This window comes from Anabaena sp. FACHB-83 (assembly GCF_014697485.1).
Classification (GTDB): Bacteria; Cyanobacteriota; Cyanobacteriia; order Cyanobacteriales; family Nostocaceae; genus Nostoc_B.
In genome coordinates this window covers 325,250-348,960 of record NZ_JACJRY010000005.1, presented here as the reverse complement: position 1 = coordinate 348,960, position 23,711 = coordinate 325,250, and the positions used below count along the sequence as shown (strand labels likewise).

The window sequence follows — 23,711 nt, the reverse complement described above, 5'->3', positions numbered from 1 at the left end:
GATATGAATTTTGATATAGCAGTCTGATATGTGAATAACTGAGACAAGGTGAATAAGGTAGATAAATGTTGATCAGTTATTGCTGATTACTATATTTTTATAGTGCTATTGTTATAGATAGATTTTTTATATTTTTATGATTTAAAGTCGATTTATTGTTATTGGTAAACTTAAATCAGAAGCTTGGAAGTATGCGGTTAGATTTGCGAGTAAGAGTGATGGGGATGAGTGTATAAAAAAGTGGTTTCCAGGGAATATTTCTAGTTGAAAGGAATTTTTGGTAAGCGATCGCCACGCTTCTAGTTCTTGAATACTCACTTCTTGGTCTTCCAATCCACCGAAGGCGGTAATTGGGCATTCTAGCGGTGTTTCTTGGGGTTGTTGGGTGTAAATATAAGTTTCGGAAAGTGTAAAATCTGCCCGTAGGATAGGGATCAATAGCTGCATTAATTCGTCATTTTCTAATACTGAAGCAGGTGTACCATTCAGACGACGCAGTTTTTGTTTAAACTCATGTTCTGGTAGGGTGTGGATTGGTGGTTTTGATAATGGGATTTGGGGAGCGCGACTAGCAGAAACAAATAGGTGCAATGGCTGTTTGTCATATTCTTCAGCAAGATGCCAAGCTAGTGCAGCACTGATCAATGCACCCATACTATGACCGAAAAAAGCAAATGGTTTGTCTAAATATGGTAGTAAGATGGGTGCGATCGCTTTCACCAAAGTTTCCATTTGCGTAAATGCAGGTATTTTCATCTGCTTTCCTCGTCCCGGAAGTTCTATGGGGCAAACTTCAACATTTTGGGGTAAGCTGGCATACCATGTGCGAAAAATTAGCGAGCTACCACCAGCATAGGGAAAGCAAAATAACCTGAATTGAGCTTGAGGATTAGGTTTAGGACAAGTTATGTAAGAGTTGAATGTTTGTCTATTGATCATAATCCTCATTCTCAATCATAATTTTTGCAGGGTGGTTGATGGTTGTTTATTCACATCTTGTATTTAGCGGATATATAGCCCTCAGACTGAAGTCTGGGGCTACACAAACTAAACCCGCACTTCGACCCTTCTCCTGCCGGAGACGCTACGCGAACGACAAGCTCAGGGCATTGCAAGCTCAGTGACCTCCTGCGCGGGTTCATCAACAACGCCTAGTGAGATACAAGCAAGAATAATTAACCGCAGATGGACGCAGATTAACGCTGATGAAAACAGATAAATTTGCTTCTTTAGCAAACTAGGAAAGGCCATAAACCCTTTAATTAACAGCAGCAACTTGCATTTTATCTGTTACCACTTCATCAAAATCAGTACTTGTGGATACTTCTTTCCAAGCGTCCAATCCTTCTTTAATAAATTGCAATGCACCATCAATGGTTTCGACTGCATCGCTTCCCAAAGCTAATCTGAGTGGTGGGACATCGCTATCAACTGCTTTAATCATTGCTAAAGCAGCTTTTTTGGGATCACCAATTAATTTAATTTTCTGCTCTTTGACATCTTTTATCCATTGGCTCATGTCTTTAATAATTGGTTGATATTCTGGGATTTTTGTTTCAACTAAAACATGAGATTTGTTGAAAAAGTCGGTGCTGAATGCGCCTGGTTCAACCATTGTGACTTTGATTCCCAAGTGGGCGACTTCGTTAGCTAAAGAACCAGAAATTCCTTCTAAAGCTAACTTGCTGCTGATATAAATTCCTCCGCCTGCACCAGACATAAAGCAAGCTGCTGATGAGATATTGAGAATATGCCCACTACGCTGCTGACGCATATAAGGTATGACAACTCGCAGCATGTCTATAACACCAAAAAAATTCGTCTCAAATTGCCGCCTGATGGCATCATCACTAACTTCTTCGAGTATGCCGGCAACTTCACACCCAGCATTGTTGACGAGTATATCAATTCTGCCAAAGCGAGCGATCGCATTTTTGACAGATTCTCTGACTTGTTCGGGTTTTGTCACATCAAGTTGCAATGCTAATGTCTGTTCTGGAAAGCTGGCGGCTAAATCTTCTAGCTTTCGAGGGTTTCGTGCTGTTAGCACTACTATTTCACCCTTCTCCAGTACTGTTTCTGCCAAGGCTCGACCAAAACCACTGGAGCAACCAGTAATAAACCATACTCTTGTTTGTTTTTCCATCGCTATTCTCCTTTTTTTAAAATTGTTGCTAATGCAATTTATCGGTTGTTTTAGAGATGTTGTGTACAACTTTTCTACAGTATTGATAAATTACAAATTCTCATAGTTACTGAATATTGTTAGAAGTTGCTTGCATTTTTTGTCTGAGACTAAGAGGCCTCATATCAGTCCAAACTTCTTTGATGTAATTTAAACATTCTTGTTTGAGTCCATTTTTGCCAACATCCTGCCAACCAAGAGGATTTTCCCGCTCTAAAGGCCAAATAGAATATTGTTCTTCGTGATTAACTACAACTTTGTAGATTGTTGTGTCTTCTTTCTCATTTTGATACATAATTTACCTCACATTATCCTTGCAGAACTTTATTATCAATAACTCTGAAATACTCATCATGATGAGATTGCCAAAGTTTTGAAATCTTTAGAAACAATTATTAGATAGAGAAGCGAAACATTAGATTTATCTTTTAATTTGAGATTGTATTTATGAAATCATTTTTTTACTCCAGCCTAACCAACTGGCTAACGCGATACTGCTTAACTGGTTCTAATTCCATGACTGTTGCTGAGTTACATGCAGTCATCACCTCACCACAGGTTTCTATTCTGACTTGATAGCTACCTTTTGTTTGAGTATGAGGATCTATAAAATCAATTTGAACTTCTGCCCAATCAGGCTGACATTCTTCCGCAACTTTTTCCATTGCTAGTACTTTTCCTGCTTTTAAATAATTCAGCCAACTCCAACCAGACTGCATCCAAATTTCACGTTCGGCAATTTGCTCAAATTGGTTTAAACCTGCCCATCCTCGGTAGTATGGACGTAAACCCAGAACTGAATTATTTTGTTCCACTAGTAAATCTAATACAGATGACTCCAGATGTCCCCAGAAATATCCTTGTGGTAAATCAATCAGTGTTGGCGCAAACTGATGACCACCAAAATGAGATGATTGCCAGACTCTTAAGTTTCCGTTGCTAAAAGGAGCATATTGTTTGCGTAGTTGCCGATATAAAGGATTACCAAATCTCCCACAAGCTAGGTCTACTTGAGCATGGGTACAAATCATTAATTCACGAATATGACTTGTTTGTTGTTGATATTTTTGAAAATCTGATAAATTATTAGGTTTTTGAATTAACTGCTGAAATATTGCTGTTACTAAAGCGGCAGCTTGATTTTCAGGAACAATAAATTCCTGTTTTTCAAACTTAGAAAACAAATGTGCAGGACGATAGTAGTAAAGTATACGAGTTAAACCAGGCTCAGAATATTCGCGGTCAGGCGCAATTAATAGTGGTTTCAACTGAATTTTATATTTAAAAACTAACTCCTGGTATGCACTAATTAATGATTTGATAGTGGGGTTTTGTTGATAAATTTCTTGCGGCCAAGGTTGGGGAACTTCCATAATTAGCCAATGGTCGCAAGTTATGGCTGTACCAATGGGATCTTCTTTATTGGCTTTAGAAACTAAAGAACAAAAACGGCAATCTATTGTGTTGCTAATCATAGTTGAAGCTCTTAAAGTAGATTTGATCATGAAAATATTGATATGGTAGCAGTCTTTTGTATACTGCAAATAGCCTTAATGACCAAGGATATTTAGTGGGGAAATATTGTCTTTTTGGCTTTTTCGCTTCTAAAGCTTCTAAAATTACCTCGGTTACAGTCTCCAGGGGTGAGCCAATTTCCCGATTATGCTTGATAACATTGTCTATATGAATTTTATGGTTTTTGCCATATAAAGCTTGATGTTCTGGTGAAATATTAGCCAATGTTTTTTGATAATTTAGTTCTTGTTTATCTGCTTGTTCTGGAGTTAATAAGGCATCGGCTGGCAATATTGAAAGAACATCAACGCCGCTAGATTTTAACTCCATTCTTAAACAATCTGTCAGTGATTCCAAGGCGGCTTTTGTTGCGGATAAAATTCCAAAATATGGTACAGCGACTCTGCCACAAACACCACTAATATTGATGATTCTGCCTTTAGCTTTGCGTAGCATTGGTAAAAATGCTTGAGTCACAGCGATTTGACCAATCACATTGACTTCAAAGTTTAATCTAATATCTTCGATGGTTGTACATTCAATTGCTCCATTAGCAGCGACAACAGCATTATTAATTAAAGCAAATAATCCTTGTTCGCCAACTGCTAATGAAACAAAGTCCAAAGCTGATTTAATTTGTTCTGGTTTGGTGATGTCCAAAATGATTGGTATTAAATTACCAGACGCAGCTTGTTTGAGTGACTCCGCATCTTTTTCGGTGCGGACTCCGGCAAAAACTTGATATCCTTTTTTGTCTAGAAAAAGTGCGGCGGCTCGACCAAGACCTGTTGATGTTCCTGTGATGACAACTGCACCTTTATGACTTTGATTCATCTTTAATTACTCCCAGATAAGATATATTTTTGATTTCCAAATCGCTGTATAAATAATATTTGTATTACTTACCTAAAAGTAGAAATAACGAACCGCAAAGAGCGCAAAGTACGCGAAGATATAAGAGTTTAAGAGAGTTATTACGTAAGTTATATTAAATGATTTACAACCATCTTTCTCCCTTCTCTACCTTGTCCCCCTTGTCTCTCTTTTCTGCATAATTCCTAAAACATACCAGAAACAAGAGATACTGACGATCGCTGATGTTGATTTTGAGCAGATACAACCATCTTTACGCCACTAGCAGGGTAACAAAGAAGTCCATCAAATTTTGGTTTTTCTGGTTGTTGATTCACTAGTTTTAATTGATAACGGGAAAGAATGGTAGCCAATACTAATTTCATTTCAAATAAAGCAAATGTGCCGCCAATACAAACACGGGAACCCCCACCAAAGGGTAAAAATTCGTAGGTGGAAAATTGTTTTTCTAAAAAACGTTCTGGTTTAAATTGTTTTGGTTCTGGGTATAAATCTTCGCGCTGATGTGTGGAATAAATGTTAGCAATTAATATAGTGCCTGGACTTAATTGATAGCCCATAATTTCTACTGGAGATTCTACAATGCGAGGGAAGGCAAACAGTTGAGTTGGGTAAATGCGTAAAACTTCGTTACACACAGCGTTGAGATAAGGTAAGGCTAATATGCTGGTGATATCTGGGTTTTCGCCAAGGCTGGTAAGTTCTTCCCGCAGGCGATCGCACACATCAGGTAAACGATGAATCCAGTACAAAGCCCAAGCGATCGCGGTTGCTGAAGCACCTTGCGCCGCCCCGATAGGTGAAATTAATAAGTCTCGGATTTCTTCATCTGCGATCGCTTCCCCCATCTCATCACTCGCTAATACCAAATCTGAGAGAATATCAGTGCGTGATAAATCTGCTTGCTGGCGACGTGCTTTTACTTCATCCGACAACACTTGAAACAGTTCTTGTCGCAGGTAAAGCAAATTTCCTTGGGGACTCCACCTCCCTAAATCCCATCCCCAAAAGGGTAGTTTTGTCAGCAGTTGTACCAGTGGCGAGAGTTCATGTTTAAAAACAGCAGCAAATAAATGTTTTACTTTTTCATAGCGTTCTCCTTCATGCAATCCCATTACTACCTCTATACCTACCGCCAAAGTAATTTCTTCTAAAGCTGAGTAAGCCAGAAAAGGTTTATCAATTGTTTGTTGATTCATGACTCTTGCTGTTAGTTCACAGATGCGTTTCCCACAGGCTTGCATCCGTTCACCATGAAAAGCCGACATTAACAACTTGCGTCGATTTTTATGACGTAATCCATCTAGTTGTAAAACTCCTTGCTCTCCTGTTAATAAAGCAAAATTTTGGTTTAATTCTCCCTTTGCTACAACTTCTTTAGTGTGGGTAAAAATCTCCTTGATTCCTGAAGGATTACTCACGTAAATTGTCGGTGTTGAATCAAACATTACAGTCACAATGTCACCATAACGTTGATAAATAGTATCCATATAGCCAAAGAAATCAGCCTCGAATTGCAAAGCCAGCAACCAAGCAGGAGTTTTTGGCCCAGGTGGTAGTTTCATCAGCCTCTTTTACTCCTTTGACATAGTGAAATTACAAACAGCATCATCAATACAAATTTTTAATTGTTTGGCTAATTCATGAATATGAGGTTCTAGTAAAATTGAGAAATGATTGCCAGGAATTTCAATCACTTGCGTAGATGCACTGCCATATTTACCCCAACCTAAAAAGGGGTCATTAGTAGTCCATTCAGGATTGTCAAAATCATGAACAATTTCTTCTTCGGCTCGTAAGATAGTTAAGGCATCAGGATAAGCTTGCGGTACATAATTTCGCATTGCTTGGACATTAGCTTTGAAAACTTTATAATGATGTAAAAAATCTTGAATCTCAGCTTCTGAAAAAATAAAGTTGGCTTTTTGATTGATTAAATTAAATTGCTCATGGAGTGATAAATCTCGCATTTCTTCAAAAGATAGCGATAAATTTATGCCATTCCAAATTTTTGTTTCTTCCGCCAACCGCAGCAAAAACTTGGCATCATCATCAGGACTTGTTTGAATAGCAGTTTCTGGTAAAATGGCATCGATAATTGCCACTAAACCTACTTTTTGACCTTGTTTTTGTAGTTGCTGGGCTATTTCAAAAGCCAGTATTCCACCGTAACAATGTCCGCCTAAAAGATAGGGGCCATTGGGTTGGAGTTGGCGAATTTCTTTGAGGTAGCGAGTTGCTAGTTTTTCTACGGAAATTATATCAGGTTGTTCGGGATCTGGCTTATATTCTAATCCATAAAATGGATAGTCCTCGCCCAAGATTCTTGATAATTTAAAATAGGGGCTAATGTTACCGCCAGCACCATGTATACAGAAGAAAGGTAGCTGATTACCAGCCGAGTTAATAGCTACCAAAGGAGAATTAGAAGTTTCTCGGAATGGTTGATTAACAATTTCGGCTAGTTCTTCAATTGTTGGGTTTTCAAATAAAGTTGATAAAGGAAGATTATATCCAAATTTATCATAAATTTGCGCCATCACACGTACAGCCAAAAAGGAATGTCCGCCTAATTCAAAAAAGTTGTCTTTGATGCCGATAGGATGAGTGTTTAAGATATTTTCCCAAATTTTCACTAAAGCTAATTCGTTAAAATTTCGGGCAGCTATTTTTGATATCTGGGAATTTTGCTGGATAATTTCAGTTTGGTGTAAGGCAGCTTTGTTGACTTTACCATTAGGTGTGAGTGGCAGAGCATCCAGTAAAATCAAAGCTGACGGCAACATATAATTAGGCAGTTTATGTTGTAAATAAGATGATAATTCGGGAGTTATATCTGGCTTATTGGTAACGATATAGGCAAGCAAGCGGATATTTTCGGGATGCTCATTGCTAGTAATCACAACTGCTTCTTGGACATTTGGGTGTTGCGCGATCGCACTTGCTATTTCTCCTAATTCTACCCGGAAACCTCTGATTTTTACTTGTTCATCACGGCGGCCTAAATATTCCAAATTGCCATCGGGTAAATATCTCACTAAATCGCCTGTTTTATAAAGTTTATTTCCCAGAATCCAAGGATGATCAATGAATCTTTCTTTGGTTAAATCTTGACGATGTAAATATCCTTTTGCCAACCCATCACCACCAATATACAGTTCTCCTATTACTCCTATCGGTGTTGGTTGCAAATCACCGTTTAAAACATAAGTTTGAGTGTTATTAATTGGACGACCGATAGGCACACTCTGGGCTTGAATAGGTAATAAACTAGTATCGTAGTAAGTTGCATTTGCCGAAACTTCCGATGAGCCATAAAGGTTGATTAACTTGGCAAATGGCATTAAGTCATAGAAACCCTGCACCAATTTAATCGATAATGCTTCTCCACTCGTTATCCAGAATTTGAGATGTGATAATTTATGAATCAGATGGCTATAATTATCTAGAATCAACCGGAGTAATGAAGGTACAAGAATAATTCGACTAACTTTGTGATGTCCTAGAGATTCGATAAATAATTGTGGATCTAACAAAGTTGTATTGCTAATAATTACTGTGGTAATACCTTGTAGTAAAGGCGCAAAAATTTCCCAGACAGAATCAACAAAACTAATAGCTGTTTTTTGACAACAAACTTCTCCTGGCTTAAAAGGATAGGTTTTCCATAACCAGTGTAAGCCGTTGATTGTACCGCGATGAGTGCCAAGAACACCTTTAGGTTTACCAGTGGAACCAGAAGTATAGATAATATAAGCAATATCATCCGATGAATAAATGTGAATCGGATTTTCTGTACTTTCTTGCGCCAGTTCTTCTTGATGAGTATCTAAGCAAATAATTTGAGCCGCAGATAATGATAGTTTTGCTAATATTGCTTGTTTGGTAATTAATAGTTTTGCTTGGGAATCAGAGAGCATAAAATTTAACCGCTCTACTGGATAACTCGGATCTAGGGGAATGTATGTACCACCAGCTTTGAGAATAGCTAAAATCCCCACTATCATATCTATATCGCGTTCCAGACATAGAGCTACCAAAGTTGCTGGTGTTACACCTTGTTTTTGTAAAAAATTTCCAAGCTGATTAACTCTTTGGTTTAGTTGACGATAAGTAATTTGTTCAGACTCGCTAATTAAGGCGATGGAATCTGGTGTGAGTTCAACTTGCTGCTCAAATAATTGATGTAGAGATGCAGTTTGGGAATAATCTGTATGAGTTTGATTAAACTTATATAATAGTTGTTCTTGCTCTGAAGTTGTTAACAGCGATAATTCGCTCAGGCGCTGTTCTGGATTAGCAATGATATTTGTTAATAAAGTTTGAAAATGATTGATAAATTTTGTAATGGTTGACGCATCAAAAATGTCAGTATTATATTCCAAAAAGCCTGTTAATCCTGTTTCAGATTCAGACATAGAAAGAAAGATATCTAATTGAGATGTCCCGCTATCAAACTCTAAAGTTTGCAAAGTTAACCCCGCTACTTCCTCCACAGTGCTAGGCGTATTTTGCAACACAAACATGACTTCATAAAGGGGATTTCGGCTTAAGTCGCGTTCTGGTTGCAATTGTTCTACTAGCATCTCAAATGGTAAATCTTGATGAGAGTATGCACCCAGAGTTACTTCCCGGACTCGATGTAAAAATTCTCGAAAACTAGGATTTCCACTGAGGTTATTACGCAATACTAAAGTATTGACAAATAACCCCAGCATTCCTTCCAATTCTGGGCGGTTGCGGTTAGCAATTGGCGAACCAATTAAGATATCTGCTTGATTTGTGTAGCGATATAAAAGGATATTAAACGCCGCCAGCAAACTCATAAATAAAGTTGTATCGGTTTGCTGACTTAATTGTTTGAGGGAGTTTGTCAGGGATTTTGATAATCTAAAATATTGCTTCGCCCCAACAAAATTACTAATTTGAGGTCGCGGACGGTCTGTAGGTAGTTGTAATATAGGTAACTCACCCTGGAGTTGTGCTTGCCAATATTGTAATTGATTGGCGAGTAATTCACCTTGCAGGCGATCGCGTTGCCAAATGGCAAAATCTCCATACTGTATTGGAAGTTCTGGTAAAGTTGGCTGTTGGTTTGTCGAGAAAGCCCCATACAGCGCGGATAACTCCCGCAAAAATACCCCGCAAGACCAGCCATCGGTAATAATGTGGTGCATAGTCACCAGCAAAATATGTGATTCTGCACTCAAGCGCAATAAATTCGCCCTAACTAACAATTCTTTCGCTAAGTTAAAAGGTTGTCTGGCGAATTCCGCCGCCAATAATTTAACTTCCGATTCCCAATTTTTACCAGATAAATGTTCACAGTTAATAAGCGATAATTCCCAATTTAATTGATGCGTAATTTCTTGGACAGGTTCTCCATTGACAACCTTAAAATTTGTCCGCCACACTTCATGACGCTTGAGAATTTCATTTAAGCTTTGTTCAAGAGCGGCAATATTTAAATTTCCTTGGATATGAAAAGCAAGAGGAATATTGTAGAAATCACTCCCATGATAAAGCTGATCAATAAACCATAGTCTTTGTTGCGAAAAAGATAAGGGAATATTTGAAATATTTTGGCGCTTAGGAATAACATCAGCTTTAAGTTTTCCCCCCTTCCATTTTTCTAAAAGAGCCTTTTTCGCTGGTGATAAATTAGAGTATTGTTTATCCATAATTATAAAATTTCCTTAATCGGCGTTTAATTATTCCTGAATTAGAGGTTGTTTGAAAAGTTTTTGGCTGTGACTTTAAGTACATTCAGATCCCCTCTAACCCCCCTTAAAAAGGGGGGAACAAGAATCAAAGTCCCCTTTTTTAAGGGGGATTTAGGGGGATCTAAAAGTCTTTGATACATAGTTAGAGACTTTTCAAACACCCTCTTAGACATTACTTAAGAGTAAAGCTACTTCTTCCTCTGATAATTCAGCAATCTTCTCTAACATCAACTGTTCAATAAATTCTGCCTGCTTCATTGGAGTCATTGCTTCTAATAACAGGTCACGCAAAGGTAAATCCACAGGGAATTTAGCCCGCAAACGAGAAACCAATTGAGTTGCAATTAGTGAATCGCCTCCTAACTCATAGAAGTTGTCATAAATCCCAATTTCTGTAATTCCTAGTACCTCTTGCCAAATTTCCGTAATTTGCTTTTCTAACTCATTTGTAGGCGCAATATATGAGTTATTCAGGCTAGGTCTAGAGTGGCGCGGGGATGAATCTAATTGATGATTAGATTGTGTATCTTGCCAAGAATCAAGGTTAATTGTCTGAGTTTTTCTGGTATTAATATCAACTGGAGAAATAATCATCTGAGTTCCTGGCGGACAAGCAAGGACTCGCTGAAATACTTCTATTGCTGCTGTTGGTGTAATTGCTAATGTTGTTCCAGAAACTTGCTCAGATATGATTGATTCTTGGGCTGGATTTAGTTGTATATTATCCCAGTTAATAATATACCACGGACAAGAATTATTTCGATTAAGTTGATTGCTCCAACTATCAATTAATTGATAAACTGCGGCATCTAAACATAAACCACATCCTCCTAAAATGCTAGTCAAGGAAGAAAAGATACAACCAAAATCTAGATTGTAGTTATGTAAGACTTTTTCTAAGATAGTAATTTGACTATGTTGTGATTTTAAGAGATTTTCTAATTCTCTAGCTGTAATTTCTGCCAAAGAACCAAATATTTGTTCATGCTTAATTCCAGTGGCATAAATCACACCATGAATTTGTTCAACATTTTCCGTAAGGATTTGCTGCATTTGCTCATAATTAGTTTTATCGGCACGCAACAATAAAACTGCTGCACCGAGTTCTTCCAAGGCGATAAAATGTTGAATTTTCTGGCTGATAGTATCATCTGACGGATGAATTTCTAGCCATTGTGAGAAGTTCTCTTGTTTGGGAAATTGAGCATTTTCAATAAATATCAGTTTGGCTTGGCAAGTTGTTGTTAAATATTTTGCCAGCACAAATTCTAGACTGTCTAAACCACCCGCAAATAGGTAAATCCCCCTGTTTCGGAAAGGGATATTATCGGCAACAATGGCATCTAAATGAACTGGTGTAAATGTTTGTACCCAACGATAGCGATCGCGGTAAGCAATGACCTTATCTAAAGATACAGAAGTTAGCTCATTTAATAATTGCTCAATAACCTGATTATCGCTGCGATCGCAATTTAAAACAATGTCAATACACTGGCAAGTAATATGGGGGTACTCTTGGGAGACTACTTGACATAAACCTAAGATTGGTGCTTTTTCTGGGTTTATTTTTTCATTTCCATTTACTTCTAGAATGTTGTTGGTTATCACCTTGATTTGTAGGTGGTTTTTCAGCTTACTAATACTTTGAGTTAAAGATAGTAAACTCTTGCACTCTAAATATTTGTTAGGTTGAGAATTTTCAGACTGATTTAAACTCCAACAGTAAGCAATATTTTCCGGTTGTTGTCCCGATGATATTAATTCTTGAATTAATAATTCATAGTCTGAGTTTGAGTAGGGATTAATTTGATAACTAGTTGTACTGATTTTCTTAAATTCATCACCTTGGTGAACACTAACAACAGTTTTACCTTTATCTTTCAACTTATCAAGTATTTGCTCACCAACTCCCAAATCATCTGCAAACAATAGCCATGTTGATTTTCTGGTTGCGGATGAATGAGTTAGTAAAGAACGTTGCCAAGAAGGAATGTAAAACCAGTCAGCAATATCTTGTTTCGCAACAGATGAAGATTGGGGATTAATCCAGTATCTTTTACCTTCAAATGGGTAAGTCGGTAAAGGCAAACGATGACGCTGTTCATGACGATAAAATCCTGACCAATCAAGTTCTAAACCCGCCAGCCACAGCCGACCTAATGTTTGTAATAAAAAGCAAATATCAGATTGTTGGTCTTTGATATGGCGTAACGAACTTAATACTTGTTGCTGAGAATTTTTACCTAAATGCTGTGTGGTGAGTGTGCTTAAAGTCCGCCCCGGCCCCACTTCTAAAAACACACCATCAAACTGCTGAATTAGTTGTGATATCCCTTCAGAAAATCTGACAGTTTGGCGTAAATGTTGACACCAATAATCAGGGTTTGTGGCTTGTGCTGGAGTAATCCAAGTACCAGTGACATTAGAAATAAAGCTAATTTTTGGTGGATTAAGTTTAACTGTTTTGCAAGTCTCCCGAAATGCTGGCAATATTGGTTCCATCATCAACGAATGGAAAGCGTGAGATGTGTGCAACCGCCGACATTCAACTGCTTGCACAGTTAATTGTTGTTCCAAGGCTGTAATTACACTGCTGATTCCTGACACTACGCAAGCAGATGGACTGTTAATCACCGCAATTTGCAGAGACTCTCTATACAACTCGTAGGTATCTAAGAGTGACTGCACATCTTTGGCGGGTAACTTAATTGCCAGCATACTGCCTGGGGGTAGTTGCTGCATTAACTGTCCTCTTTTTGCCACAATTGCCAAAGCATCTTCTAAAGAAAATACACCAGCGATCGCCGCCGCGACATATTCGCCTATACTATGACCAATCATCGCCTCTGGATGCACACCCCAAGACATCAATAACTGTGCTAAGGCGTACTCTGTGACAAACAAGGCGCTTTGGGTGAGGAATGTTTGTTGTAGTTGATTTGCAGCCGCTTCTGTCGCCTCTGGATGGGGGTAAAGCAGAGAACGAATATCTAAACCAAGATAGGGCTGTAAAATTTCAGCGCAGGTATCTACGTATTTTTTATATGTTGGTTCCAGTTCATATAATTCCCGACCCATGTTTGCATACTGCGTTCCTTGTCCCGAAAACATGAAGATGACAGGACAGTGGCTCGGCTGATAGTGGTGATTAAAAATACGTTGATTATCTTGATTATCTAGCAATTTAACTGCATCAGAATGGCCGTGACAAATCATGATGCGGCGATAATCAAAAGCCCGACGACCGACTTGCAGAGTATAAGCCACATCAGCCAGGGGAACATCAGAATTTTGTGTCAAATAATCGCGCAGTTGGGCTGTTGCTGTTTCTAAAGCCGTGCTGGTTTTCGCCGACAACAGTAACAATTGCCAAGGACGGGAAGAACTAGAAGCAGGAATGACAGGAGCTTCTTCTAAAATGATATGGGCATTAGTCCCGCCAATACCAAAAGAACTTACACCAGCCCTGCGGGGTGTGCTGTTGGTTTTCCACTCTGATAATTGGGTATTGACGTAAAAAGGGCTATGGGCAAAATCGATTTGGGGGTTTGGCTGCTGAAAATGCAAACTTGCAGGGATTTGCTGATGTTTTAAAGCCAAGACAGTTTTGATTAATCCTGTCACACCGGCGGCCGTATCTAAATGACCAATATTAGTTTTGACAGAACCAATGGCACAAAAACCTGTTTTATCTGTACTCTGGCGGAAAGCTTGGGTCAAAGCCTGAATTTCAATCGGGTCGCCTAAAGCCGTTCCTGTACCGTGGGTTTCGATATAACTGATAGTTTCCGCTTCCACCCCAGCCAAGGCTAAAGCTTCTAAAATCACTTCCCGTTGACCGTCAACACTAGGGGCGGTATATCCTACCTTTAAAGAACCATCATTATTAACGGCTGAACCTTTAATAATTGCATGAATAAAATCACCATCATTAATTGCATCTTCTAAGCGTTTTAAGACGACAACCCCCACACCATTGCCAAAAACAGTACCGTTGGCATTAACATCAAAAGCCCGACAATGACCATCAGGAGATTTAATTCCCCCTGGTTGATATTCGTATCCAGTTTTGGGTTTGGCTGCAATCGTCACACCGCCAGCTAAAGCTATATCACTTTCACCATTGAGTAAACTTTGACAAGCTAAATGTACAGCTACCAATGATGTCGAACAAGCTGTTTGAACATTAATACTTGGCCCTCGCAAATTTAATTTGTAAGAAACTAAAGTCGGTAAAAAATCCTTATCATTGCCGATTAAAACTTGATAACTGTCGGCTGATTCGAGAAAACTGCGATTATTATATAAGTTAGAAAGTAGATAATCACTAGCAGCAACACCAGCAAATAAACCGATGCGATCGCGGTAAGTTTCAGAGTTGTAACCTGCATTTTCTAAAGCTTCCCAAACAGCCTCTAAAAAAATGCGGTGTTGTGGGTCTGTAACTTCAGCTTCTCTAGGCGAAAAACCAAAAAAAGCCGCATCAAATAAATCGATATTTTCTAATATGGCGCTGGCTTTCACATAATTGGGATTGTTGAGCAATTTAGCATCTATCCCAGCAGCAATTAGCTCCTCATCCGTGAAAGTAGAAATTGACTCTACACCATTTCTCAGGTTTTGCCAAAAGCCATCAACTTTATTAGCTCCAGGAAACCGACCCGCCATTCCAATAATAGCGATCGCATCTTGATTATTTAAGCTATCAATAAAATTATTAGCCATATCCATAAGTCAAAACCTGACAGTAAATAGAACGGTGTAGAGCGACATCTTGTAGTTAGGAGAAGGCAGGAAGCAGGAAGAGAGAAGATTTTAACTTGATTAACGCGATGTGCAACTTATTCTTGAAACCCCTCTCCAAACCTCTCCCCTGCAAGGAGAGAGGCTTTGAATCTTGCCCCTTCCCTCGTAGGGAAGGGGTTGGGGGTTAGGTTTGAGAGAAAGTTGCACACCACGTTAATTAACCTTTCTGAATATAGTTTTTTCCCAACGACTTACTTAATGTTCATAAATCAATTTATGTTTATACCAATTCTGTATGAAGATGCACTGAATTAAATAACGAACCACAAAGGGCGCAAAGAACACAAAGAAAGAAGAGATATGAAGATTAAATGCAGACTCACATAGAATTGGTATTATGGGCTTGTGACCATATTACAGAAGGAAAAATATATATTTTTCCTCCTGCCTCCTGTCTTCTTCGATTAATATGTCAGTGGCATTGTTGCCGCAATCTGAATTTGATCATGTAAAACTGCATCAATATCTCCTTCAGTAGTTAAAGGATTAGCAATCACCGCACGCATCGCAATCACTGGTATTTCCTTATCTAAACTGATAGTTGTTTTTGTAGTTCGGGAAATAAAAGTCCGCCCAATCTGACGCTGCTTTTTCTGCAAGCGTTCATTAAAATCATTGATAATTTGATTATCAGATTCAGTTAATTTTTTATGACTAACTACATCTCGAAATTGCTCAGGAATATAACGATAAATTAACAAATTTGTATCAGGTTGCGCCAACAATTCAAACTCCGGTAACTCCTCAATTCGTGCCGCCATATATTGGGTTTTGCGGATACCTTCATCAATCAAAAACTCATAACCATTCAACCCAATTAGCTGCAAACCAGCATGTAAAAATAACGCCATCCCTGGACGAGAACCTTCTAAAGCCCGTTTACCTAAATCAAACGACCCCTTACGCATCGTATAACTCGCCTGTTTTTCAATTGCTGAAGCTAAATAAGGGTCACGGAAAAATACCATTCCAATACCCATTGGCAAATACAATTGCTTATGTCCATCAATTGTCACAGAATCAGCTTGTGCAATTCCCGCTAGTTTATGCTGATATTTGCGCGAAAAAATTACAGGGCCACCCCAAGCAGCATCGACATGGAAATGTACATGATTTTCTTGGGCAATTGCAGCAATTTCTGTTAACGAATCAACACTACCAGAATCGGTTGTTCCAGCAATACCAACAATAGCGATAATATGTAAGTTTTTGGCGCGACATTCTGCAACAGTTTGGCGTAATGCTGGGATATTAACGCGATTATTAGCATCAACTGGGACGCGAATCAAATTTTTAGTACTGATTCCCATTAAATCCGCAGCTTTATCAAAAGAAAAGTGCATCAATTCCGAACCAATGACTACCGCCCCTTCATAACCATAATAATTTAATGCTGCTGTTAACCCTTCTTTTTCTATACCTAAAAAATCATGGGTCGCGCCTAAAGATTTATTGCGAGCGCACCACAAAGCCGTGATATTTGCCGTTGTTCCACCAGAAACCAAAATACCCAAGGTACTTTGATTATTTTGAATATGTTGATTGTAGAAATTATCAGATAAATGATAAATTTGACGGTGCATCATCGCCAAAGCTTCCCGTTCACAAAAGCTCAAAGCTTTAGCCGTTTCGATTTTGACAGCATTTTGATTCATCGCCGTCATCAACTTTGCCAAAGGGCGCACAAAGGAGGGTAGCGCCGAAGTCATGTGACCAATAAATTGCGGCGCTGACGTATGTATAGAATGAGCAACGACATTCTCATTTAAAGATTGAAAATAGCTGTCAAAATCAGTCGGTTCTACCGGGATTTGACTATTGCCAAATTTGCTAATAATCCAGTCAATCTCAGCATTGGTATTGGCATCTTCAGCCATTAAAAAATCAGTCGATAAATCATCAACTATTTCATCAAGTTGATTTTCTATATATTTCCCGTGATTTGGGGCAAATATTTGTTTAACATACTCGCCAATATCAGTTTGTACGATTTTTTCTGTGGGAGTAAGATTGTTTCGAGATAAAATTTCTGTTTCACTTAATGTCATGGATTTTCCTTGAATTACTAATATTGATGCTGTTGCTTTTAACCTTAAAACTTACGCAATAACTCTCTCAAACTCTTTAACTTCGTGTCCTTTGCGTCCTTTGCGGTTCGTTTCTTCATGCTTTTGCGACTCACTCCCCTGATGGCACTCCTGTTTGATTAGTAGCAGCACGATATTCTTTTCTGGCTTGTTTACGACGCTGAGTCGAAGCAGTTCGCTGTTCCGCACGATGGGAATTTGGGATAGTAGATGTAGCAACTGTAGATTCCTGACTAAAATATCTAGCCAAACGACTCACAGTTGGATATTGAAACATTTCCACCAACAGAAAATCTTTCTGGAGTATTTTTTGTAATTGACTATGAACTTGAATTAACAGCAGCGAATGACCACCCAGTTCAAAGAAATTGTCATGAATACCTACACGCTCAATATTCAATACTGCTTGCCAAACATCCGCAATGGTTTTTTCTAACTCAGTTTGGGGTGGTTGATAAACGGCTGTTAATTCTGGATGGGCTGTGTCTGGTGCGGGTAGTGCTTTGCGGTCAACTTTACCATTAGGTGTTAATGGTAGTGCTGCCAAAGTTACAAAAGCTGCGGGAATCATGTAGTTTGGTAACTTTGCTTCTAAAAAGCCGCGTAACTCCGCAATGGTTGGTGGTTGTTCTGAGTTCAAAACTACGTAGGCGATTATTTGTTGGGCATCCACAACCGTAACAACAGCAGCTTCTACGCCTGGATGCTGAATTGTTAATGCTTCAATTTCGCCCAATTCAATGCGGAAACCACGAATCTTGACTTGGTTGTCAATACGCCCAATGTATTCAATCTCTCCATTCGGCAAATAGCGGGCTAAATCCCCAGTTTTATATAATCGTTCTCCTGGGACATGAGTGTAGGGATGAGGAATAAATTTCTCCGCCGTGAGTTCTACCTTATTGAGATAACCACGGGCTAAACCAGCCCCACCCAAATACAACATTCCTGGTACACCGATAGGTACTGGTTGTAAATTTTCATCTAACAGATAAGTTTGGGTGTTGTGAATTGGTTTACCAATTGGTGGTGTACTGTTCGCACCCTTCTGTATCAAGGCAAACGTAGAATAAGTGGTATCTTCCGAAGGGCCATACAAGTTATATACCTGTTGTATGTGAGCTTGCTGGTAAAGTTTCTGCACGAGTTGATTTTGCAGTGGTTCTCCCGCAATATTCACAGTTTGCACAGAAGCGGGAATATTATCTGTTTGGAGTAACTGTGCAATCACACTGGGGACAGTATTAATTAAAGTGACACCACAGGTTGCAGGGAGATTGCTGATATATAGTGCATTCTCGATTAAAATCACCTTGCCACCACAAGACAAAGGTACAAACATCTCAAATACCGACAAGTCAAAACAAATAGAGGTGGATGCTAAAACTCCCGCCCTTGCTTCTCGGCTAAAGGTTTTGTCTGACCAATCTAACATGGCCACGGTGCTGGCGTGTTGAATCATCACACCTTTGGGTTTGCCTGTGGAACCAGAGGTATAAATCACGTAGGCGAGGTTCTCGGTTGTGACTTCCGTGACTAGATTTTCCTGGTTGTGTTGGCTGATGTGATGCCAATCAGTATCTAAACAGATTACCTTGGCTTGGTATGGGGGCATTGCTGCCAAGAGTGATGCTTGAGTGAGTAAGACTGGTGCTTGTGTGTCTTCTAGGATATATGTGATGCGTTCAGATGGATAGTTGGGGTCGAGGGGGATATATGCACCACCGGCTTTCAGGATGGCGAGTAGTCCAATGATCATATCCAAAGAACGCTCTACACAAATCCCCACCAATACCTCTGGTTTTACTCCTAGCGATCGCAGATAATGGGCTAATTGGTTGGCTTTGGCGTTTAATTGTTGGTAAGTTAATTGCTGGTTTGCAAATTCTACGGCTACTGCATCGGGTGTTTTTGCTACCTGCTGTGCAAATAATTCATGAATACATAGATGTTGTGGATAGGCAACGGCGGTATCATTCCACTCCCGCAGTAATTGATGCTGCTCAGATTTATTCAACAATGGTAACTCTGACAAACGCTGCTGTGGATTTGCCACAATTCCTGCCAACAACGTTTGCAAATGACTTGCCATTCGGCAAATCGTACTTTCTTTAAATAAATCAGTGTTGTATTCTAAACTGGCAACTAACCCTGCATCGGTTTCTGTGACATAAAGAGTTAAATCAAACTTGGCACTATCACTGCTGCTGTCTTCCGGCGTTAAAGTCAAACCCGGTAATTTTAATGCAGACATCGGCGCATTTTGCAAGACAAACATCACCTGAAACAGTGGTGTATGGCTCAAATCGCGCTGGGGTTGTAATTGCTCAACCAACAACTCAAAGGGGACATCCTGATGTGCGTAAGCGCCTAATGCCATTTCTCGCACTTGTTTGAGCAGTTCCACAAAGCTGGGATTTCCCTCTAAGTTAGTTCGCAGGACTAGAGTATTGACAAAAAAGCCAATTAACCCTTCTATTTCGGCTCGGTTGCGGTTAGCGATGGGCGAACCAACCACAATATCTTTCTGTCCTGTGTAACGCCATAGCAAGATTTGGAAACTTGCCAACAAGGTCATAAATAAAGTACTTCCCTGCTGTTGGCTGAATTTGTTCAGGGCTGTTGATAGTTCTGTAGATAATTCAAAAGAGTAGGTTGCACCCTGAAAGGTCTGGATTGCTGGTCTGGGATAATCGGTGGGTAATTCTAAAACTGTGGGGGCGTTTGCTAATTGCTTGCGCCAATAAGATATTTGGGTTTCCAGGACTTGTCCTTGTAACCATTGTCTTTGCCACGCGGCAAAGTCTACATATTGTATTGGTAGGGCAGATAATGGTGAGGGTTGTCTATCACAAAAAGCTGGATAAAGGGCGGCTAATTCTTGTACCAATATGCCAATTGACCAAGCGTCAGAGACAATATGGTGCATTGTCACTAAAACAATATGTTCTTGTTCACTCAGACGTAAGAGTTTGACTCTGAGGAGATGGTCGCGGCTGATGTCAAAGGGTTGTTGTGCTTCTAAGTCAGCGAGGTGTTGGATTTTGGCTGCTTGTTGACTTGTTTCCAGGTCGCTGAGATCGATGGTGGATAAGCTGAGGGGCTTTTCTGGTGCGATCGCAGCTACAACTTGTCCGGCGGTGGTGACGAAATTGGTTCGCAGTGCTTCATGACGGGTGACAATTTCGCTGAAACTTTGGGCTAAAGCTGCCACATTTAACTGTCCTTGTAGCCTTACTGCTGCCGGGATATTGTAGAACGGGCTATTTGGTTCTAGTTGGGATAAAAACCACAGCCTTTGTTGAGCAAATGATAAAGGTAATTGTGGCGATCGCGCTATCTTTTCAATCTTGGTTGTGGCAATTGTGAAATCTGCCTGAATTGCTTTTTCAATTTCTTTAGCTAACCCGGCGATGGTGGGTTTTTCAAATAAATAACGTAAAGGTAACTCGATTTGAAAAACTTGGCGAATTTGGGAAATCACACGGGTGGCGATTAAAGAATGTCCACCTAATTCAAAGAAATTCTGATCAATCCCGACTTTATCTATACCCAATATTTCCGCCCAAATCCCGGCTAATAAATTTTCTATAGGCGTAACTGGAGTCAGGCTGGACGCTGATCCTGGTGTAAATTCTGGTGGTTTGAGTGCTTTGCGGTCAACTTTACCGTTGGGTGTTAATGGTAGTGCCTCTAAGGTGACAAAAGCTGCTGGCATCATGTAGTTAGGCAACTTAGCAGCTAACAAATCCCGCAGTTCCGCAGATGTAAAACTTTGCCCTGTGTGCGGGACTATATAGGCAACGATTCGTTGAGTATCGGCGGCGGAACCATGAACCGTCACCACAGTTTCTCTGACGGCTGGGTGTTGGCTAATGACAGCAGCAATTTCTCCCAGTTCAATGCGGAAACCCCGGATTTTAACTTGGTGATCAATCCGTCCCAGGTATTCAATGTCTCCGTTAGGTAAGTATCGCGCCAAGTCTCCGGTTTTATACAGACGTGCGGCTGTTTCGCTAAAGGGATTGGGGATAAATTTTTCGGCGGTTAAATCTGGACGCTGGAAATAACCCCTCGCCAGTCCCAAGCCACCAATGCACAACTCCCCAGCTACGCCCACAGGCATTAATTGGTGATTTTGGTCGAGGATATAAAGCTGGGTGTTGGCAATAGGAGAACTAATGGGTACGGTGTGATCAATGGTTTTGACTTGACAAGCGGCTGACCAAATTGTGGTTTCTGTGGGGCCGTACATATTCCATAAACACCGACACCTTTCTAGTAACTGATTGGCTAATTGTTCTGGTAAAGCTTCGCCACCACAGAGAATTTTTAATTGATGATTACCACTCCAACCTGCGGCTAACAGTAATTGCCATGTGGCTGGTGTGGCTTGCATAACTGTGGCTTGACACTCAGTGATTTTTGCCGCCAACTGCACACCATCGGAGATAATTTCTTGGCTGGCAATTACCAACCGTGCGCCGACAATTATGGGTAAAAATAATTCTAAGGCGGCAATATCAAAAGAGTAGGTAGTAACTGCCAGTAATGTATCGTCAGCAGTTAAGCCTGGGGCTTGCTGCATAGAGTACAAAAAGTTACTCAAGGCCAGGTGGGGAATTTGTACACCTTTGGGTTTACCTGTGGAACCAGAGGTGTAAATCACATAAGCGAGGTTCTCAGTCGTGACTTCCGTGACTAGATTTTCCTGGCTGTGTTGGCTGATATGATGCCAGTCAGTATCTAAACAGATTACCTTGGCTTGGTGTGGGGGCATGACTGCCAGAAGTGCAGTTTGGGTGAGTAAGACTGGGGCTTGTGTGTCTTCTAGGATAAAGGCGATACGTTCACTAGGATAGTTGGGGTCGAGGGGGATATATGCACCACCCGCTTTCAGGATGGCGAGTAACCCAATGATCATATCAAGCGATCGCTCTACGCAAATCCCCACCAATACCTCTGATTTTACTCCCAGCGATCGCAAATAATGGGCTAATTGGTTGGTTTTAGTGTTTAACTGTTGGTAAGTTAATTGCTGATTTGCAAATTCTACGGCTACTGCATCCGGTGTTTTTGCTACCTGTTGTTCAAATAATTGATGAATACATTTATCTAAAGCATAATTAGTTGTGGTATTATTCCATGCTTGGAGTATTTGCTGATTTTCTTGTGTGGTCAGCATGGGTAGTTCCCGCAATTTTGCTTCGGGATGAGCAATAAAACCCACCAATAAAGTTTTTAAATGCTCTAATATGCGGCTAATACTAGAGCTTTCAAATTGAAGATTATTATAGGAAATATATAAATTTAATGATTCTGAATTTGGTACTACCTTCACAGTTAGGGGGTAGTTTGTCCAGTCAAATAATGATTTAGAATCGATGACTCCGATATCTTCAACAATCGATGCTTGATTGTAATCTACTAATTCATTATCAAAAACTAAAATACTATCAAATAGTGGTAGACCAGGTGAAATCTGACTCCATTGTTGAATTTTAGATAATGGGCTGTATTCATACTCCCGCATCTGCACTTCTTCAGTTTGCAGTTGTTTCAGCCAAGAAGTGAGGACAGCATTATGGTCTACTTCTACTCGTAATGGCAGTGTGTTGATAAACAGCCCAATCATCGACTCGGCATCAGCTAACGCTGTTGGTCTACCGGAAGATGTGGAGCCAAAAACCACATCTGACTCTTGACTATAACGGCTCAAAAGTAAAGCCCAAGCGCCTTTAATGATGATATTTAAAGTTAGTTGATACTTGCGGGCAAAAGCTTTGAGGTCAGTTGTTATAGTCGCTGACAACTGTAATTCTTGTCTGTGATAATCTGCTGGTTGATCAGCAAAATTAGCTGCATTTTTCCCAATCAGAATTGGTGTTGGGACTATAAATCCTTGGAGTTTCTGCCGCCAAAAAGATTCGGCTTTCTTCTGGTCTTGTTGTTGTAACCAAGTAATATATTCTTTGTAGGGGCGGGGGCGTTCTAAATATAAATCTTGCCCTTGGCAGAAAGCATAATAAAACTCATAAAATTCCTTCCAAAGCCAGCTTACAGACCAGCCCTCCATTAAGATGTGATGAAAGCTAAACACAAATTGATAATTGTCTTTAGCCATCTGAATTAATGTCAGGCGGATTAAGGGAGCTTGCCCTAGTGCAAAACCGCGATCGCCATCGGCTATTAAAAAATCTGCAAACTGCTTTTGTTGTGCTTCTAATGATAAATGTTGCCAATCTTGAAATTCCCAAGGTAAGTCTACTTGCTTATACACAACTTGATATGGTTTATCCAGATTCTCCCAATAAAATGCTGTGCGTAAAATTGGGTGACGATCTACAACTCGCTGCCAAGCTTTTTGGAAAACTGGGATATTAATTGGCGTTTGCAAAGTAAAATAATTCTGCTCAAAATACACCACCGAATCAGGTGCAGCCAACTTGTGAAACAGCATCCCCTGTTGCATCGGAGAAAGTTCGTAAATATCTTCAATATTGTTGGGTTTCATGAGAAATT

10 protein-coding genes are annotated in these 23,711 nt (G+C 39.8%); all 10 read right to left on the bottom strand.

From position 1 onward, the window contains the following. Positions 1-141 precede the first annotated feature (141 nt). The gene (locus H6G79_RS09270) at positions 142-939 is read right to left on the bottom strand and encodes a thioesterase II family protein (RefSeq protein ID WP_190588342.1); all 798 of its coding nucleotides are present in this window, start codon (positions 937-939) and stop codon (positions 142-144) included. A gap of 319 nt (positions 940-1,258) precedes the next feature. After that, complete coding sequence (locus tag H6G79_RS09265) at positions 1,259-2,146, bottom strand: oxidoreductase (RefSeq protein ID WP_190588343.1); 888 nt, start codon at positions 2,144-2,146, stop codon at positions 1,259-1,261. Between the two features lie 106 nt (positions 2,147-2,252). Further along, on the bottom strand, positions 2,253-2,480 hold the full coding sequence (locus tag H6G79_RS09260) for an MbtH family protein (protein ID WP_190588344.1): 228 nt from the start codon (positions 2,478-2,480) through the stop codon (positions 2,253-2,255). 166 nt (positions 2,481-2,646) lie between these two features. Next, on the bottom strand, positions 2,647-3,660 hold the full coding sequence (locus H6G79_RS09255; protein WP_190588345.1) for a sucrase ferredoxin: 1,014 nt from the start codon (positions 3,658-3,660) through the stop codon (positions 2,647-2,649). Continuing rightward, the gene (locus H6G79_RS09250) at positions 3,653-4,534 is read right to left on the bottom strand and encodes an SDR family NAD(P)-dependent oxidoreductase (protein WP_190588346.1); all 882 of its coding nucleotides are present in this window, start codon (positions 4,532-4,534) and stop codon (positions 3,653-3,655) included. Before H6G79_RS09250 ends, H6G79_RS09255 begins: the two co-directional genes overlap by 8 nt. A 224-nt stretch (positions 4,535-4,758) precedes the next feature. After that, complete coding sequence (locus H6G79_RS09245) at positions 4,759-6,138, bottom strand: cytochrome P450 (RefSeq protein WP_190588347.1); 1,380 nt, start codon at positions 6,136-6,138, stop codon at positions 4,759-4,761. 9 nt (positions 6,139-6,147) lie between these two features. Beyond that, positions 6,148-10,254 carry a non-ribosomal peptide synthetase gene (locus tag H6G79_RS09240; RefSeq protein ID WP_190588348.1) on the bottom strand — a complete coding sequence of 1,369 codons (4,107 nt, stop codon included), beginning with the start codon at positions 10,252-10,254 and terminating at the stop codon, positions 6,148-6,150. A 207-nt stretch (positions 10,255-10,461) separates the two neighbouring features. After that, on the bottom strand, positions 10,462-15,021 hold the full coding sequence (locus H6G79_RS09235) for a type I polyketide synthase (protein WP_190588349.1): 4,560 nt from the start codon (positions 15,019-15,021) through the stop codon (positions 10,462-10,464). Positions 15,022-15,506: 485 nt separating this feature from the next. After that, positions 15,507-17,150 carry a pyridoxal-dependent aspartate 1-decarboxylase PanP gene (gene panP / locus H6G79_RS09230; RefSeq protein ID WP_190588350.1) on the bottom strand — a complete coding sequence of 548 codons (1,644 nt, stop codon included), beginning with the start codon at positions 17,148-17,150 and terminating at the stop codon, positions 15,507-15,509. A gap of 130 nt (positions 17,151-17,280) precedes the next feature. Beyond that, complete coding sequence (locus H6G79_RS09225; RefSeq protein WP_190588351.1) at positions 17,281-23,703, bottom strand: non-ribosomal peptide synthetase; 6,423 nt, start codon at positions 23,701-23,703, stop codon at positions 17,281-17,283. Positions 23,704-23,711 lie beyond the last annotated feature (8 nt).